This window comes from Dongia sp. P2_B8 (assembly GCF_056404715.1).
Window position 1 is genome coordinate 631,461 of record NZ_JBFUDM010000003.1, and the last position, 16,054, is coordinate 647,514.

At 60.8% G+C, this 16,054-nt stretch carries 12 protein-coding genes; 10 read left to right on the forward strand and 2 right to left on the reverse strand.

Annotated features, from left to right (window positions below; genetic code table 11):
- Positions 1-132: 132 nt before the first annotated feature.
- The 6 genes from AC1DWZ_RS10550 (at position 133) to AC1DWZ_RS10575 (ending at position 9,205) form a co-directional block, all read left to right on the forward strand.
- Positions 133-2,178, forward strand: a complete 2,046-nt coding sequence (locus AC1DWZ_RS10550; protein ID WP_477168845.1) for a sensor histidine kinase — start codon at positions 133-135, stop codon at positions 2,176-2,178.
- Between the two features lie 113 nt (positions 2,179-2,291).
- Positions 2,292-2,870, forward strand: a complete 579-nt coding sequence (locus AC1DWZ_RS10555) for a TetR/AcrR family transcriptional regulator (protein ID WP_477168846.1) — start codon at positions 2,292-2,294, stop codon at positions 2,868-2,870.
- Positions 2,871-2,931: 61 nt separating this feature from the next.
- Positions 2,932-4,101, forward strand: coding sequence for an efflux RND transporter periplasmic adaptor subunit (locus AC1DWZ_RS10560; RefSeq protein WP_477168847.1), 1,170 nt, complete (start codon positions 2,932-2,934; stop codon positions 4,099-4,101).
- A gap of 8 nt (positions 4,102-4,109) precedes the next feature.
- Complete coding sequence (locus AC1DWZ_RS10565) at positions 4,110-7,205, forward strand: efflux RND transporter permease subunit (RefSeq protein WP_477168848.1); 3,096 nt, start codon at positions 4,110-4,112, stop codon at positions 7,203-7,205.
- A gap of 122 nt (positions 7,206-7,327) precedes the next feature.
- Complete coding sequence (locus AC1DWZ_RS10570; protein ID WP_477168849.1) at positions 7,328-7,684, forward strand: hypothetical protein; 357 nt, start codon at positions 7,328-7,330, stop codon at positions 7,682-7,684.
- Between the two features lie 75 nt (positions 7,685-7,759).
- Entirely contained in the window at positions 7,760-9,205 is a 1,446-nt protein-coding gene (locus tag AC1DWZ_RS10575; protein ID WP_477168850.1) for a multicopper oxidase family protein, read from the forward strand.
- Positions 9,206-9,237: 32 nt separating this feature from the next.
- Here the strand turns inward: AC1DWZ_RS10575 and AC1DWZ_RS10580 are convergent, their stop codons facing one another.
- Positions 9,238-9,630, reverse strand: a complete 393-nt coding sequence (locus AC1DWZ_RS10580) for a methylglyoxal synthase (RefSeq protein ID WP_477168851.1) — start codon at positions 9,628-9,630, stop codon at positions 9,238-9,240.
- Positions 9,631-9,819: 189 nt separating this feature from the next.
- Here AC1DWZ_RS10580 and tauD point away from each other — a divergent pair, with 189 nt between their 5' ends.
- Both tauD and AC1DWZ_RS10590 read left to right on the forward strand, forming a co-directional pair.
- Positions 9,820-10,674, forward strand: coding sequence for a taurine dioxygenase (tauD, locus tag AC1DWZ_RS10585; RefSeq protein WP_477168852.1), 855 nt, complete (start codon positions 9,820-9,822; stop codon positions 10,672-10,674).
- Between the two features lie 17 nt (positions 10,675-10,691).
- On the forward strand, positions 10,692-12,104 hold the full coding sequence (locus tag AC1DWZ_RS10590; RefSeq protein WP_477168853.1) for an FAD/NAD(P)-binding protein: 1,413 nt from the start codon (positions 10,692-10,694) through the stop codon (positions 12,102-12,104).
- Positions 12,105-12,227: 123 nt separating this feature from the next.
- Here AC1DWZ_RS10590 and AC1DWZ_RS10595 read toward each other — a convergent pair whose 3' ends face one another.
- On the reverse strand, positions 12,228-13,250 hold the full coding sequence (locus tag AC1DWZ_RS10595; protein WP_477168854.1) for a sulfate ABC transporter substrate-binding protein: 1,023 nt from the start codon (positions 13,248-13,250) through the stop codon (positions 12,228-12,230).
- A gap of 264 nt (positions 13,251-13,514) precedes the next feature.
- Between AC1DWZ_RS10595 and murJ the strand changes: the two genes are divergently transcribed.
- Complete coding sequence (gene murJ / locus AC1DWZ_RS10600) at positions 13,515-15,056, forward strand: murein biosynthesis integral membrane protein MurJ (protein ID WP_477168855.1); 1,542 nt, start codon at positions 13,515-13,517, stop codon at positions 15,054-15,056.
- Positions 15,057-15,143: 87 nt separating this feature from the next.
- Complete coding sequence (locus tag AC1DWZ_RS10605) at positions 15,144-15,953, forward strand: DeoR/GlpR family DNA-binding transcription regulator (protein ID WP_477168856.1); 810 nt, start codon at positions 15,144-15,146, stop codon at positions 15,951-15,953.
- Positions 15,954-16,054 lie beyond the last annotated feature (101 nt).

The window sequence follows — 16,054 nt, forward strand, 5'->3', positions numbered from 1 at the left end:
CAGCGGCCGGACATCATCGGCAGATAGGCGGATGCGCTTAACGCCTACTTGCGATCCAGCCTCAGTCATGTAAGGTCGCCAGCACGAGAGTCTGTCTCGTGTTGTTCGAATTTGAGGAGCATTGTCCTCAATATGCGTCCTTTCTGGTCCGTTCGTACGGCTCTGCTGATTGCCTTGCCTTTGCTGGTGGGTTTTGCGGCGCTGGCCGTCATTGGCGGCGGCATCGTCATTGCCCAACGCGGTACCGATGCCGCAGCGCGGGCGCTGATGCAAAGCGCCAATGGACATATCATTTCACGCACCACCAGTTTCCTGGAGGAAGCGGAGCGCGCTGCTGATGCAACGTCGCGCATGATCACCGACCGTACCTTGGCTGCGCATGACCGCCCCACTTTGCAGCGCTATCTGTGGCAGCAATTGATGGCACATCCCAATCTCTCCGGCATGTATGTCGGCTACGAGGATGGTGGGTTCGATTATGCGATGCGCATCAACACCGTGGCCGGCGATCAGTTCATGTTCAAGTCGATCGACACGCAGCGTCGGACGCGCGATGTCAGGGTCACCTGGCGCAATGCCTATTACGAGGATATCTCGGTCGAAGAGGGTATGGTCGATGGCTTTGATCCGCGCCTGCGTCCCTGGTACGCGGCGGCCACGCGTGGTCTCAACAGCGGCTGGACCGAACCCTATATCTTCTGGACCACACGTCAGCCCGGTATCAGCGTGGCACGGCCGGCCAAATGCGACGTTGGCGATTGCGTGGTCGGCGCCGACATCACGCTGGCTGACCTGTCGCAATTCTTTGGCAATCTGGAGCATGAAATCGGCGGCCGCGCCTTTCTGCTGACCGATGCCGGCAAAGTCATCGCCGCTTCGGAACTGACGGGTGGGGCCGTCGCCCGTGCTCTTGCGCGCAACCACACTCATACCTTGCCGGAAATGGCCGATATCGGTGCATCGCTCCTGCAGGCCGTGTGGCAGGCGGCCATGTCGCCAGCCGGTTCGCACCCGATCGGCTACCGTGCGCTCGATTGGCAGGGTGCCGGCTATCTCACCGAAATCGCGCCGATCGATTTCCACGGTCTGTCCTGGCTGGTCGGCGTGGCTGTGCCGCGCACGGGCCCGTTGGGCTGGTTTGCTGGTGTGCGCGATTCGGTGGTGTGGCTGGTGATCTGCATTGCCCTGGTGACCGTGCTCTCCGGCATGGCGCTCTCTCAGCCGATTGTCGCCGGTCTCAAGCGGCTTGAGCGCAATGCACAGAAAGTGCGGAGTGGCGAATTCGCCGGTCTCACACTGCCTGAAGGTGGTTTCAAGGAAATTCGCCAGACCGAGGAGGCTCTGCTCGACATGGCGCATAATCTGCAGTCGCAGATGCATGCGACGCAACTGGCCCTCGACGAGGCCATCCGGGCCGGTCAAATCAAATCCGAATTCCTGGCGCATATGAGCCACGAATTGAGGACGCCGCTCAATGGCATCATCGGTTTTTCCGAATTGCTGGAAATGACCGCGGCGGCGAAACTCAATGAGCGGGAACGCAGCTATGTGGCCGACATCATTGGCCTTGGCCGCCATTTGCAACATCTCATCGAGCAGGTACTTGAATTTGCGCGGCTCGAAGGCAGCACCGAGGGGATCGTGTCACCGCCCCTGCGCCTGGCCGATATCGCCGACGGCATCAAGCGCATGTTGGAACGGCAATGGGCCGAGAAACGCATCACCTGGATGAGCGATATTCCGCGCGAGTTGGAAGTCCGCGTCGACGAGACGCCCTTGCGGCAGATACTGACCAATCTACTGACCAACGCGGTGAAATATACCAAGCCCCAGGGCCGGGTTGCCGTCGCCGCCATGCGCGAAAAGGACGGCACGACGCACATCACCATCGCCGACAGCGGAATCGGCATGAGCGAGGAGGAACTGCGCAACGCCTTCGTGCCCTTCTCCCGTTCCCTGCGGAACCCCTATGTCGCCGCCAACTCTGGTGTCGGATTGGGGCTGCCGATCACCAAAATGCTGTGCGACCGCCTGCACGTCGCGGTGACGCTCACCAGCCGGCCGGAAGAGGGGACGGTCGCCCGCATTATCATCCCGGCTGCCACGGGTGCCCCTGTTCGGCCAGCCACTGGCGTTTTGGGCGAAAATCGGCAGGAAACAGCCCCGGCCGATATCTGATCCGGGCCGGATCTGGGTTAATATTCTCTTAAATGTGACTTTACTGTACCGTCTGGACGGTATAGTTTCCCGCGCTGCAATATAGTCTTTGTCCAGATCGGGCCGTATTTTCTATGAGCACCCGCGAACAGATTATCGATGCCGCGCTGAGTGTCGTCCGCGCCCAAGGCGTGGCGGCCCTCACCTTGGACGAAGCAGCGCGCATTGCTGGCATCAGCAAGGGCGGCGTCCTCTATCATTTCAAGAGCAAGGAAGCGCTGATCCAGGGCATGGTCGCGCGTCTCGCCGGCCAATGCGAGACGTTGCAGCAGGCGCATTACGACCAGTTGGCGCCCGGACCCAATCGCTGGGCGCGCGCCTTGGTCGCGACCTCGTTCGATCCGGCGGCGCCGACCATGGACCCGGCCGGCTGCGCGCTGCTGGCAGCGATTGCCACCAATCCCAGCCTGCTGGAACCCCTCGAAGGCACCATCGACACGGCGTTCCGCCGCCTCACCGCGGATTCCGAAGATCCCAGCATGGCTCTCCTCGTGGCGCTCGCCATGGATGGGCTGTGGCTGCACCGCCTGGTCGGGTCGCCGGTGATGGACGAAACACGACGCCTGGCCATCCGCGAGAAGGCCCTTTCCCTGCTGGGCGACGGACCAACGATGACCGATGCCACCGATCCAAAGATTGCCCGGACCGCATAAGGACCGGGCGCCTCGCAGATCGATTTTTTAAGACAAGATTTCAGAGATTCAGGAGACCCACATGTCCGCCGGTACAGTTGCAAGATCGATGGTTCGCGGCGTTTTCCGCTGGAAAATGCTGTTCATGCTCATCGGCAGCACGATCGTGTTTGGTGGTGTGTTCGGGGCGATCAATTTCAAGAACAAGGCGATCGCCGAATATCTGGCCAACATGTTTGCGTCACAGCCTGCGGTCAATGTCACGGCGGCGGCGGCTGAACAGCAGGATTGGGCGGTTCAGGTCCCGGCCATCGGCGTGCTGGAAGCCAACCGCGGTGTCGATATCAATTCCTCGGTCACGGGTCTCATTCAGCAGATCCTGTTCGAATCCGGCGAAACCGTGAAGCAGGGCCAGACCCTGCTGCGCCTTGATGCCGATGTGGWGCGGAGCAATCTGCAGAGCGCCCAGGCGTCGCTGAAACTTGCCAAGGCCAATCTGGCGCGTGGTGAATCGCTCCGCACCAGCGACAACATCTCAAAGGCCACACTGGAGCAGCGCCAGTCGGAATATGAAGTGGCGTCGGCTGAAGTCTCGGCGCTGGTGGCGCAGATCGAGAAGAAGGTCATCAGCGCACCCTTCGACGGTGTGCTCGGCATCCGCAAAGTCAATGTCGGCGGCTATCTCGATGTCGGCAAGGCAATTGTCAACATCCAGGATCTCTCCGTTATGCTCATCAATTTCAGCGTGTCGCAGCGCGAATTGTCGAGCCTGAAGGTCGGCCAGGAAATCGATATGACGACGGACGCCTATCCGCTGGCGACGTTCAAGGGCGAAATCTCGACCATCGCGCCACTGGTCAACCAGGAAACCGGCATGGTCGAGGTCCAGGGTCGCTTCGACAACAGCCATGGCCAGTTGCGCCCCGGCATGTTCGCCAAGCTCAACGTGCTGCTGCCGGCACGCAAGCAAGTGATCGTCGTGCCGCAGACCGCCATCAGCTACAGCCTCTATGGTGACAATATCTACATCATCAAGACGACCAAGGATGACAAGGGCCAGGAAACGAATCTGGTCGAGCGCAAGATCGTCAAGACCGGCGAGCGGCGCAACGGCTTCATCATCATCGAGGAAGGGATCGCTGCCGGCGACAAGATCGTGACGTCCGGCCAGCTGAAGCTCGACAACGGTTCCAAGGTAGCGATTTCTGATGTCAACCCGCTGGCCACACCGGCCGAGATTCCGACGGAGTAACGCCAGCGATGTTCGACATATTCATCAAGCGGCCAGTTCTGGCCACGGTCATCAGCCTGCTCATTCTGCTGCTGGGGGCTAAGGCGCTCTCATCCCTGCAGGTCCGGCAATATCCGGAACTGTTCAACACGGTCATCACCGTGACGACCACCTATCCCGGCGCCGATGCCGATCTGATGCAGGGCTTCGTAACCGATCCGGTGCAGAAGGCGGTGGCAACCGCTGATGGCATCGATTACCTGACCTCCAGCAGCTCCGCCGGCTCCAGCGTGGTGTCGGTCCATGTGCGCCTTAATGAAGATCCCGACGCTGCGATGACCGCTGTCACCGCGAAGGTCAATCAGACGCGCTCCGTTCTCCCGCGTGATATCAATGACCCGGTGATCGTGAAATCGACCGGCGACACATTCGCCGCGATGTATCTAGCCTTCTCCAGCACGGAGATGAATCCCGGCCAGCTCACCGATTATGTGACGCGAGTCATTCAGCCGAAGCTTTCGACCGTGCCGGGCGTTGCCGATCCGGAATTGCTGGGCGGTCAGAAATTTGCGATGCGCATCTGGCTCGATCCCAGCCGCATGGCGTTCTACAACATCTCGGCTGGCGAAGTGAATACGGCGCTGGCTGCCAACAATTATCAGGCTGCTGCCGGCAGCACCAAGGGCCTGTTCGACGTGGTCGGCACGACGGCACGCACCGATCTTCGCAGCGAGCAGGAGTTCCGCGACCTCGTGGTGCGCCATGAAGGTGCTCAGTTGGTGCGCCTTTCCGATATTGCCCGTATCGCTCTTGGCCCACAGGATACGGATTCTTCCGTCTATGTGAACGGCGACAAGGCTGTCTTCATCGGCATCAAGACCACGCCGGATGCCAACGTGCTGACGGTGATCTCCGACGTGCGCGACATGTTGCCGAAGCTGGAAAAGGAGCTGCCGCCAAGCGTCAAGCTGCAGATCGCCTATGATTCGACCATCTTCATCAGCGCCTCGATCGAAGAAGTCGTGAAGACCATCGCCGAGGCGGCGGTCATCGTCATGGTGGTGATCTTCTTGTTCATGGGCTCATTGCGGTCGGTCTTCATTCCGCTGGTAACCATGCCTCTTTCAATGATCGGCGTCTGCCTGTTCCTGCTGATGCTCGGTTTCTCGATCAACCTGCTGACCTTGCTCGCCATGGTGCTGGCGATCGGCCTGGTGGTCGATGACGCCATCGTGGTGGTAGAGAACATTCACCGGCACATCGAAGAAGGGCTCAGTCCGTTCCAGGCAGCTCTGGTCGGTACCCGCGAAATCGCTGGCCCGGTCGTCTCCATGACCATCACGTTGGCTGCGGTCTATGCGCCGATCGCCTTCCAGAGCGGCGTTACGGGCGCCCTGTTCAAGGAATTCGCCTTGACCCTGGCAGGTGCGGTTATTGTCTCTGGCATCATCGCGCTGACACTCAGCCCGATGATGTGCTCGAAGATCCTGAAGCATGACGACAATAAGAAGGGCCTGGCCCATCTCATTGACCGGGTGTTCGATCGGGTTCAGCGGGTCTATTTGCGCCTGCTGACCGGTTCGCTGCATGACCGCGCCGCGACCGTGGTGTTTGCGCTCATCGTGGTCACCTCGCTCTACTTCCTGTTCGCAGCGACATCGACTGAATTGGCGCCGGAAGAAGATCAGGGTGCGGCACTCATGGCCTATCAGGGTCCGACGAGCGCCAATATTGATTACATGAACCGCTTCGCCGAGCAGATGAAAGGCGTGGTCGGCCAGATTCCGGAAATCACCGGCTTCTTCACGATCAACGGTACCGACGGCCCCAGCAATGGCTTTGGTGTCGCCGTGCTGAAGCCGTGGGCCGATCGCACCAGGAAGCAGCAGGAAATTGTCCCGGAACTGACGGGCCTTATGGGGTCGATCCCGGGCATCAAAGCGTCGGTGTTCGGTGTTCCGTCCTTGCCGGGCAGCGATGGAACCCCAGTGCAGTTTGTGGTCAACACGACGTCCGATTATCGCTCGCTTGACGATGTCATGAGCCGCTTCATGGAAAAGGTCGGCCAGAGCGGCCTCTTCATCTATACCGACGTCGATCTCAAGTTCAAGAAACCGCAGACGCTGGTCGAGGTCGATCGCGACAAGGCCGCGGCCTATGGTGTCACCATGGCATCGATCGCTGAGACGCTGGCGGTCATGACCGGCGGCAACTATGTCAACCTGCTCAATCTCTATAACAAGAGCTACCAGGTCATTCCGCAGGTGGCGCGCGTTGATCGGCTCGACCCCGAGAAACTCGGTGAGTTCTACGTGCGCACGACCAGCGGCGGCATCATCCCGCTGGCCAGTCTGGTGACGATGACGCCTGAGGTGCAGCCGATCGCCCTTAACCAGTTCAACCAGCAGAACGCCGCCACCATCAATGGTGTCCCGATGCCGGGTGTCTCCCTTGGAACGGCGCTTAACTTCCTCGAGAAGACGGCCGACGAAACGTTGCCGGAAGGGTTCAGCGTCGAATATGCCGGCCAGTCGCGCCAGTATATCGAAGAAGGCAGTGCCCTCTATGGCACGTTTGCCTTTGCGCTGGCGATCATCTTCCTGGTCCTGGCGGCACAGTTCGAAAGCCTGCGCGATCCGCTGGTGATCCTGATCAGCGTACCCTTGTCGATGTGCGGTGCCCTCATTCCCCTGGCGCTGGGTGTCACCACCATGAACATCTACGCCCAGGTGGGTCTGGTAACGCTCATCGGTCTCATCACGAAGCACGGTATCCTGATCTGCGAAGTGGCGAAGGAGCAGCAGGAGAAACACGGCAAGAGCAAGCTGGAGGCGGTGGAGATCGCTGCCGGTCTGCGTCTGCGGCCGATCCTCATGACAACTGCCGCCATGGTGGCTGGCCTCATCCCGCTGATGTTCGCAAGCGGCGCCGGTGCTGCCAGCCGCTTCTCGATCGCGGTCGTCATCGTCGCTGGCATGACCATCGGCACCTTGTTCACCCTGTTCGTGCTACCGGTGATCTACACCTTCCTCGCTTCCGACCATCGCAAGGTGAGGGCCAGCGATATCGCGACGGCGGAAGCTTCCCACCATGGCCAGGTCCATCCGGCCACGATCGAGGGTTAATGCCGCTTTGGCCGGGGCACAGGCTTGCCCCGGCCGACCGGCGTTCTATATCCTGTGGGCTGTCCATCTCATCTGGCCAAGGCGGCAATTGTTCGGGTGCTGCGATTGTAAGGTTCCGGGATTTGCGCAAGCTTCTTCTTACCTGCATGGCTCTCTGCTTTCTGAGCGGCCTCGCTTTGGCTGGCTTCATGGCGATGCCCGTGGTGCAAGCGCTGGACCAAGCCATTGCCAAGGGTGATCTGGCGAGCGATCCAGCCAAGGATTGCGATCATCACGCGCCGAAGGCGCCCAATCATGGCCATGGCAAGATGGATTGCTGCGCCGGCGGCTATTGCCCGATGCTGGCGCTGGGCCTGCTGCCGAGCAACGGCCTGCCTCTGGCGACATTGACCAAGTCCCTGCCGTCGGCTCGGAAACTTGCCATCCAGCCGGGTCTTGCCAGCGCTCCGACCCTGCGACCGCCTCGATCCTTCATCTGACGTGAACGCGTAACGACGCGCCGGGCAACAGCTCGAACCGCGTCCTTTTCAGCTCTCGCAGAATGGGAACGACACATGTTTCAGCATATCTCGCGCCGTCGGTTCATGGCCGGCAGCGCCTCTCTCGTAACCTTCGCCGCCGTCCCGCACTTTGCCAACGCGGCGACCCCCATCAACCTGGCCATCATCCAGCGTACGCTCGAGGTGAATGGCAAGGCCGCCACTGTCTTCGGTATCCAGCAGCCAAATGGTGTGCCGGGTCTGACGCTCGATCCTGGACAGCGTTTTCAGCTCAACCTCCAGAACGATGCCGGGGAAGACGCCATCATCCACTGGCATGGCATGACGCCGCCTTTCGCTCAGGACGGCGTTGCCGACAAGGACCGGCCGATGATCAAGGCCGGTGCGTCTGCTGCTTACGATTTTTCGCCACGGACTGGCACCCATTGGATGCATTCGCATCACGGACTGCAGGAACAGCGCCTGATGGCGGCCCCCCTGATCGTGCACAGCGTGGCAGACATGAGTGCGGACGTCCAGGAAGTGGTCGTGCTGCTGCACGATTTCACCTTCCGCGATCCGGCGGAGATTCTGGCCGACCTCACCGGTGGCACTGGCATGGCCCATGCCGGCCATGACATGTCCAATATGGATATGAGTGGAATGGATATGGGCGATATGGATATGGGCACGATGGACCATGGCAGCACGGCGATGGACATCAATGACGTCAATTACGATGCCTATCTCGCCAACGACCGCACCCTCTCGGATCCGCTGGTCGTGCGGACCGAGCGGCGAGGGCGGGTGCTTCTCCGCCTCATCAATGGTGCGACGACGACGGCCTTCCACATTGATCTCGGTGCGCTGACCGGGACGGTGCTTGCGGTCGATGGCAATTCCATCCAACCGATGATGGGGCAGCGCTTTCCGATGACCATGGGACAGCGCCTCGATATCCTCTTGGATCTGCCCAAGGAAGGCGGTGCCTTCCCGATCCTGGCGCTGCGCGAAGGTGCCGCTGAGCGCACCGGCATCATCCTTGCGAGCCCGGATGCCGCGATTGCCAAGATCGCGTCGCAGGGGGAGGCGGCAAGTGCTGTGCTCAACCTCGATTTCGAAATGCAACTCAAGGCCCTGACGCCGCTGGCGTCCAAGCCTGCGGCGGTGAAACTGCGGGCGGCACTCACCGGATCGATGATGCCCTATGTCTGGTCGATCAACGATCAGGTGTTCGGGCAGCACAAACCGCTTGAGGTCACCGAAGGTCAGCGCGTGATTGTTGAGATGGTGAACAACAGCCCGATGGCGCATCCGATGCATCTCCATGGCCATCATTTTCAGGTGGTGGAACTGCAGGGCCGCGCGGTCAACGGTGCCATGCGCGATACCGTCCTGGTGCCGATTGGTGGGTCGGTCAGCATTGCCTTTGATGCCGACAATCGCGGGCGGTGGCCGTTCCACTGCCACAACCTGCTGCACATGGCGACCGGCATGATGACCGAGATCGCCTATAGCTAAGTGATGAGCGGTCCCGGTTCTGCCGGGGCCGCCTATTTCCTCGCCATGCCCTCGATCAGCAGATTCGCGGTTGCGGCGTTGCAGGCGAAGGGGATGTCGTAAAGGATGCTCAGGCGAATGAGCGCCTTCACATCGACATCGTGGGGCAGGGCCGTCATCGGGTCGATGAAGAAGATCAGCGCCTGCACTTTCCGCTCGGCGATGAGAGCGCCGATCTGCTGGTCGCCGCCCAATGGACCGCTCTTCAGCCGCTTAATTTTCAGCGAGTGGCAGGCGGCTGCCACGATGCCGCCGGTCGTGCCTGTGGCGAAGAGTTGATAGCGCCCCAGCAGGCGCTCGTGCCGCACGGCCCAATCCCGCATGTCATCCTTCATCTTGTCGTGGGCGACAATCGCCAGGGATGGCGCGTCTTTCTTGATAACCATTTGGATTCCTTTGTGCTTTTTGGCTGGTGGCGATTCTTGGTTAAGAAAAACTTGCGTGGTGACAAGAAAGGCTTATTTGTCTACTAATCTAGTAGAGATTATGCTTTGTCCCACAATGAGATCCCGGGTGGGCCAAGAAAAGACTGCCCCACCGACCGTTCTTTTGGAAGCCAAGGCAGGAAGGTTGAGATGAGCAATCGTGTCGTTGCCGACCGCATCAAAGTCGAACCGCTTGGTCCCGTTATCGGCGGATTGGTCGAGGGGATCGATCTCGCGCGACCGCTGGATGCGGCGAGCCGGGCGCGCCTCGGTCAGGCTTTGCTCGACCACAAGGTCCTGTTCTTCGAAAACCAGATCATTACGCCACAGCAACAGCGCAACTTTGCGGCCAGCTTCGGCAAGCTCCATGTGCACCCGATCTATCCTCAGGTCGAAGACGTGCCGGAGATCCTGATCCTCGACACTCATGTCGACAATCTGCCAGACAATGATACTTGGCACACTGACGTCACCTTCATCGAGACGCCGCCTTTGGGTGCCGTCCTTTATGCCAAGCATTTGCCACCGAGTGGCGGGGACACGCTCTGGGTCAATAACGAGGCGGCCTTTGCTGGCTTGTCGCCGGCCTATCGCGCCTTCCTGGAACGCCTCACCGCAACCCATGATTTCGAAAAATCCTTTCCGCGCGAGCGTTATGCGACGACGCCCTCGGAAGAGAAGAAATGGCTGGCGGCGCGGGCCAAGAACAAGCCGGTGAAGCACCCGGTCATTCGCACGCATCCGGTCACCGGCGCCAAGGGCCTTTTCGTCAATGAAGGTTTCACGGCGCGCATCAACGAATTGTCTGCAACGGAAAGTCGCTCGGTACTCGATTTGCTGTTCGCCCATATCGCCAAGCCGGATTTCCAGGTGCGCTACCGTTGGAAGCTGAACAGTGTCGCTATGTGGGATAACCGGGCGACACAGCATTATGCTGTTGCCGACTACCTGCCGCACCGGCGTGTGATGCACCGCGCAACCATTCTCGGCGATCGTCCCTTCTAACAAATCGGATCCGGATCATGGCAGCTTTCAATGAGCGGCGCGGGCGGCGCATTGCCATCGTCGGCGCTGGTTTCAGTGGCTCGTTGCTGGCGCTCCATCTGCTGCGGCGCTGCCAGGCGGAGGACCGCATCTATCTCATCGAGCGGAATCAGAATTTTGGTCGCGGCCTTGCCTATGCGACCGGCAATCCTCATCACCTGTTGAATGTGCGCGCCGGCAATATGAGCGCCTTCCCGGATGAGCCCGATCATTTCGTGCGCTGGCTTCAGGCTTTGCCGCCGGAGGAGAAGGTGGAAATCGCGGGCGAGCCGAGCGCGTCGACCTTCGTGCCGCGCCGTGTCTTCGGCAATTACATTCAGCAATTGCTGGGCGACAAACTCTGGCGAGAAGGCCAAGGACATAATCTCTTCCTGGTGACCGACGAGGCGGTGGCCCTGCATCGCGGACCGCAGGGCCTGACCCTGGAACTCGCCGTCGGGCGGCGCTACGACATCGACCATGCTGTCCTGGCGGTCGGCAATTTCCCGCCGGCACAATCGGCGGCCGGCTATTTCGGCGATCCGTGGAACCCTGCCTGTCTTGCTGGCCTGCCCAGCGATGCGGCCGTCCTCATTCTCGGGACCGGCCTCACCTTCATCGATACGGTCCTCTCGCTGCTGGACCGGGGCCATCGGGGAAAGATCTACGCCTTGTCGCGCCGCGGCTTGCTGCCGCGTGTCCACGCCGTCGTGCCGACACCGTGGAAATATGATCCGCCTCCCAGTGGGCAGCGCCTGGTCAGTTTGCTGCGCCAGGTGCGCGCAGCCTGTGCTGCTGCCGAAAATGTCGGCGTGGGTTGGCGGGCGGCGATTGACGGCTTGCGTCCGCATACGCAGCGCCTGTGGCAGGAAATGCCGCGGCACGAACGCTCGCGCTTTCTGCGGCATCTGCGGCCCTGGTGGGATGTTCATCGCCATCGCAGCGCGCCGCAGGTCTCAAACCGACTACAGGCGGCGATCGCGCGCGGACAGTTGGAGATTATCAAGGGTCGTATGGGCTCGACGGCGCGCACCGACAACGTCACGGAAGTCGAGATCAATTTGCGTGGCGAGACGGGCCGGCAAAGGGTCAAGGTCGATCGCATCATCGATTGTTCCGGCCCGCGCTCTGATGCAACCATGATCGACCAGCCGCTGATTCAGCAGCTACTGACCAGCGGACAGGTGCATCCGGATCCGCTGGGCCTCGGCATCGATGTCACGACCGACGGCGCCGTGATCGATGCCTTTGGTTGTCCTGCACGCGATATCCATGCCGTCGGGCCGATCACGAAAGGCACCTTCTGGGAAATCATTGCGGTGCCGGACCTGCGTCTTGCCTGCGCCAATCTGGCCATGAAGCTGTTTGACGCCGCTGACGAATTGCCCAGAGCGTCGGCGCTGCGCCGATAATCGCCGGCAAGGTCACCCGCGACGGCTGGGGCCGCGCAGATGCCGTCTAGAAATAAAACGCAGTTAGAAACAGAAACGGGGCCCTTTTGGGACCCCGTTTCGCATTTCTATTGATCGGATCGATCAATTGCTTGGCTGGTAGATCTGGTCGAACGTCCCGCCATCGCCGAAATGCTCCGGCTGTGCCTTGGCCCAGCCACCGAACGTGTCGTCGATGGTGATGAGATTGACCTTGGGGAAGTCCTTCTCATGCTCGGCCGCCACCTTGGGGTCGGTCGGGCGGTAGAAATTCTTCGCGGCAATCTCCTGGCCTTCCGGCGTGTAGAGATAGTTGAGATAGGCTTCGGCCACTTTGCGCGTGCCATGGGCATCGACGACCTTGTCAACGACCGCGACCGGCGGTTCGGCGAGGATGCTGACACTAGGCACCACGATGTCGAACTGATCCGGGCCCAATTCCTTCACTGCGAGGAAGGCCTCGTTTTCCCAGGCGAGCAGCACATCGCCGATGCCGCGCTGCACGAAGGTCGTGGTCGAGCCACGGGCGCCGCTATCCAGCACCGGCACATGCTTATAGAGATCCTTCACGAAGGCCTGCGCGGTTTCGGCACTGCCACCCGGCTGCTTCAGCGCCCAGCCCCAGGCTGCAAGATAGTTCCAGCGGGCACCGCCCGAGGTCTTCGGATTTGGCGTGATCACTTCGACGCCGTCCTTCACCAGGTCACCCCAATCCTGGATGCCCTTGGGGTTGCCCTTGCGCACCAGGAACACGATGGTCGAGGTATAGGGCGAGGAATTATGCGGCAGCTTCTTCTGCCAACCGGCATCGAGCAGTTTGCCCTTGGCGGCGATTTCATCGATGTCATAGGCCAAGGCGAGCGTGACGACATCGGCCTCAAGCCCGTCGATCACCGAGCGGGCCTGCTTGCCGGAGCCGCCATGGGAGGCCTCGATGCTGAGATCCTCGCCGGTTTCCTTCTTCCAATGGGCGGCGAAGGCGGCATTGAATTCCTTATAGAGCTCGCGCGTCGGGTCATAGGACACGTTGAGGAGCTTGGTTTCGGCCTGGGCCGGTTGCGGTAGGGCGCTGCCGGCGAGGGCTGCCAGAACCACGGCAACCGAAAGAGAACGTCTTGAAATCAACATCTTAGCCTCCTGTGGGCGCTTCTCGGCGCGGGTTTCCACCTCGCCAGCACGATCTCGCTTTTGAACCTTACGCCGGTGCTGGCTTGAGTGAAAGACTAAATCTCTATCGATGTAGTAGACAAACGAGGCTAACTTAAAGGCGCCGCAAGTTTTTCTTATGTCGGCCATGATTGCCTCGCAGGATGGACGACAGCATGGAAAACGGGTGTGCTCCCGCGTCGTTATGCTAAAGACCTCATATTCCAAGCCAATTTACGGACATCCATGTTCTCCCTGCGTGCCATAGCTACCGTCGGCGGTATGACCCTGCTCAGCCGGATCCTAGGGTTCGTCCGCGAAGTGATGATCGCCGGCATTCTCGGCGCCGGCCCGATGGCGGAAGCCTTCATCGTCGCCATGCGGCTGCCCAATCTTCTACGCCAGATGTTTGCCGAAGGCGCCTTCAGCGCGGCCTTCGTGCCGGTCTTTACCCGCCATGTCGCTGATGAGGGCCTCAACGGTGCGCGCCTCTTTGCCGAACAGGTGCTGTCCGTCCTGCTTGTCGTGCTGCTCGCAACGACGATCGGGGCAGAACTCGCCATGCCATGGCTCATTCATATCTTCGCGCCCGGCTTTGATGCGTTCCCGGAAAAGTTCAAGGCGACGGTCCTCTTCACGGGCATCACCTTTCCCTACATCGTCTTCATGTCGCTCTGCGCGCTGCAAGGCGGCATGCTCAACGGTCTCCATAAATTCGGCCAGAATGCCGTGACGCCGGTGATCCTCAACGCGATCCTGGTCGCCACCATGTGGTTCATTCACGGCGATGATTTTTTTGTCGGCGAAGCCTTGTCCTGGTCGGTGACGCTCGCTGGCCTTGCCCAGTTCCTGTGGCTGACCATCGCCTGCCACCGCGCCGGCCTGAAGCTGCGCTTGCCCTGGCCGCGCTTCACGCCGGAGGTCATGCGCCTTTGCAAATTGATGGTGCCGGGTCTCATCGGGTCGAGCGTCAATCAAATCAATCTTGCCGTCTCGACGATCCTGGCCTCGCTCCATCCGGGCTCGGTCTCTTACATCTATTATGCCGACCGGCTCTATCAGCTGCCCCTGGCGCTGATCGGTTCGGCCATCGGCGTGGTGCTGCTGCCGGCGCTGACGCGCTCGCTGCGCAGCGACGAGCCGGCCGCGGCACTCCACATGCAGAACCGCGCCCTCGAGCTTGGGCTGCTGCTGTCGCTGCCGGCCACGGTGGGTCTCATGGTCGCTGCACTGCCGATCGTCACCACCGTCTATCAGCGCGGCGCCTTCAGCCATGAGGATGCTAGCTCGGTCGCCCTGGCGCTCATCATCATGTCGGCGGGCCTGCCGGCCTATGTTGCGAACAAGGCGCTGACCGCGGCCTTTCTTGCACGCGAGGATACCGCGACACCGTTCAAGCAGGCGGCGATCGCGGTGGGTGTCAACATCACCATCAGCTTCGCCTTGACCCCGACCTATGGCTATGTCGGCGTGGCGATCGGCGCCATGGCGTCGGCTTGGGTGAATTCCCTGTTGCTGGCCATCATCCTTGTGCGCCGCGGCTTCCTGACCTTCGATGCGCGCCTGCGCCGGACATTGCCGCGCCTCTTTGCCGCCTGTCTCGGCCTTGGTGCAACAGTGTGGGCCGCCAGCATCTGGCTGTGGCCAGGTCCTGCCGCCGCCACCTTGCAACAGGCGATCGCCCTCTGCGCCATCATCGCTGCAGGTGGTGTCGTCTTTGCAGCCCTCGTCCTGCTGCTTCGCATCAGCAGCATGAGCGATCTTCGCAATCTTCGCCGCAAGCGCTAAGCCGACGGGCAACAAAACCGGATTGGCAGAGACGCTGTGACGTGCCTAATCTCTGGCCAGCAGTGAAACCGCCAACCGGACCGAGCCATGTTCACGCCCACACCGCGCCAGAATGATATCCTCGGCATGGCCCGCCTCAACGGCCGGGTCAATGTCGAAGAATTGGCCGCCAAATTCGATGTGACGCCGCAGACCATTCGCAAGGATCTCAACGACCTCTGCGGCCAGCGGCTGCTCACGCGCACGCATGGCGGTGCCATTCTGGCCTCGGGCGTCGAGAACGTGGCTTATGAAGCGCGCCGGCACCTGGCCGACGACGAGAAGCGGCGCATCGGTGAACATGCGGCAAGCCTCATCTCCAACGGTTCGTCCTTGTTCATCAATATCGGCACGACGACGGAGGAAGTGGCGCGGGCACTGCGCGCTCATGAAGGGCTGCTGGTCATCACCAACAATATTCATGTGGCCGGCATTCTGCTGCCCTCGCAGCGCATCGACGTGATCGTGGCAGGCGGCATGCTGCGGCGCGCGGATGGCGGTATCGTCGGCGAGCAGGCGGTCGATTTCATGTCGCAGTTCAAGGTCGATTACGCCGTCATCGGCGTGTCGGCGATTGACGATGACGGGTCGCTCCTTGATTTCGACTACCGCGAAGTGCGCGTGGCGCAGGCCATCATCGCCAACGCCCGCAATGTCATCCTGGTCGCCGATTCGATGAAGTTCACGCGCACCGCCCCGGTGCGCATCGGGCATCTGTCGGAGATCAATATTTTCGTCACCGATCGCACGCCGCCCGAGACGATCGGCGAGATCTGCCGACATAGCGGCACCACCATCGCCATCGCCCCCGGTGCCCCCCTGGTGGACGAACCAGTGGAAGAATCCGAGCCCAGCTAACGGGTTAGGTTTCTTTCGCAACTGCGAAAAGCGCAAATCCATAGGTTCATTTCATGCGTTTGGATAGCGTTTGATGCTGAATCCGAACCACATCCACGCGA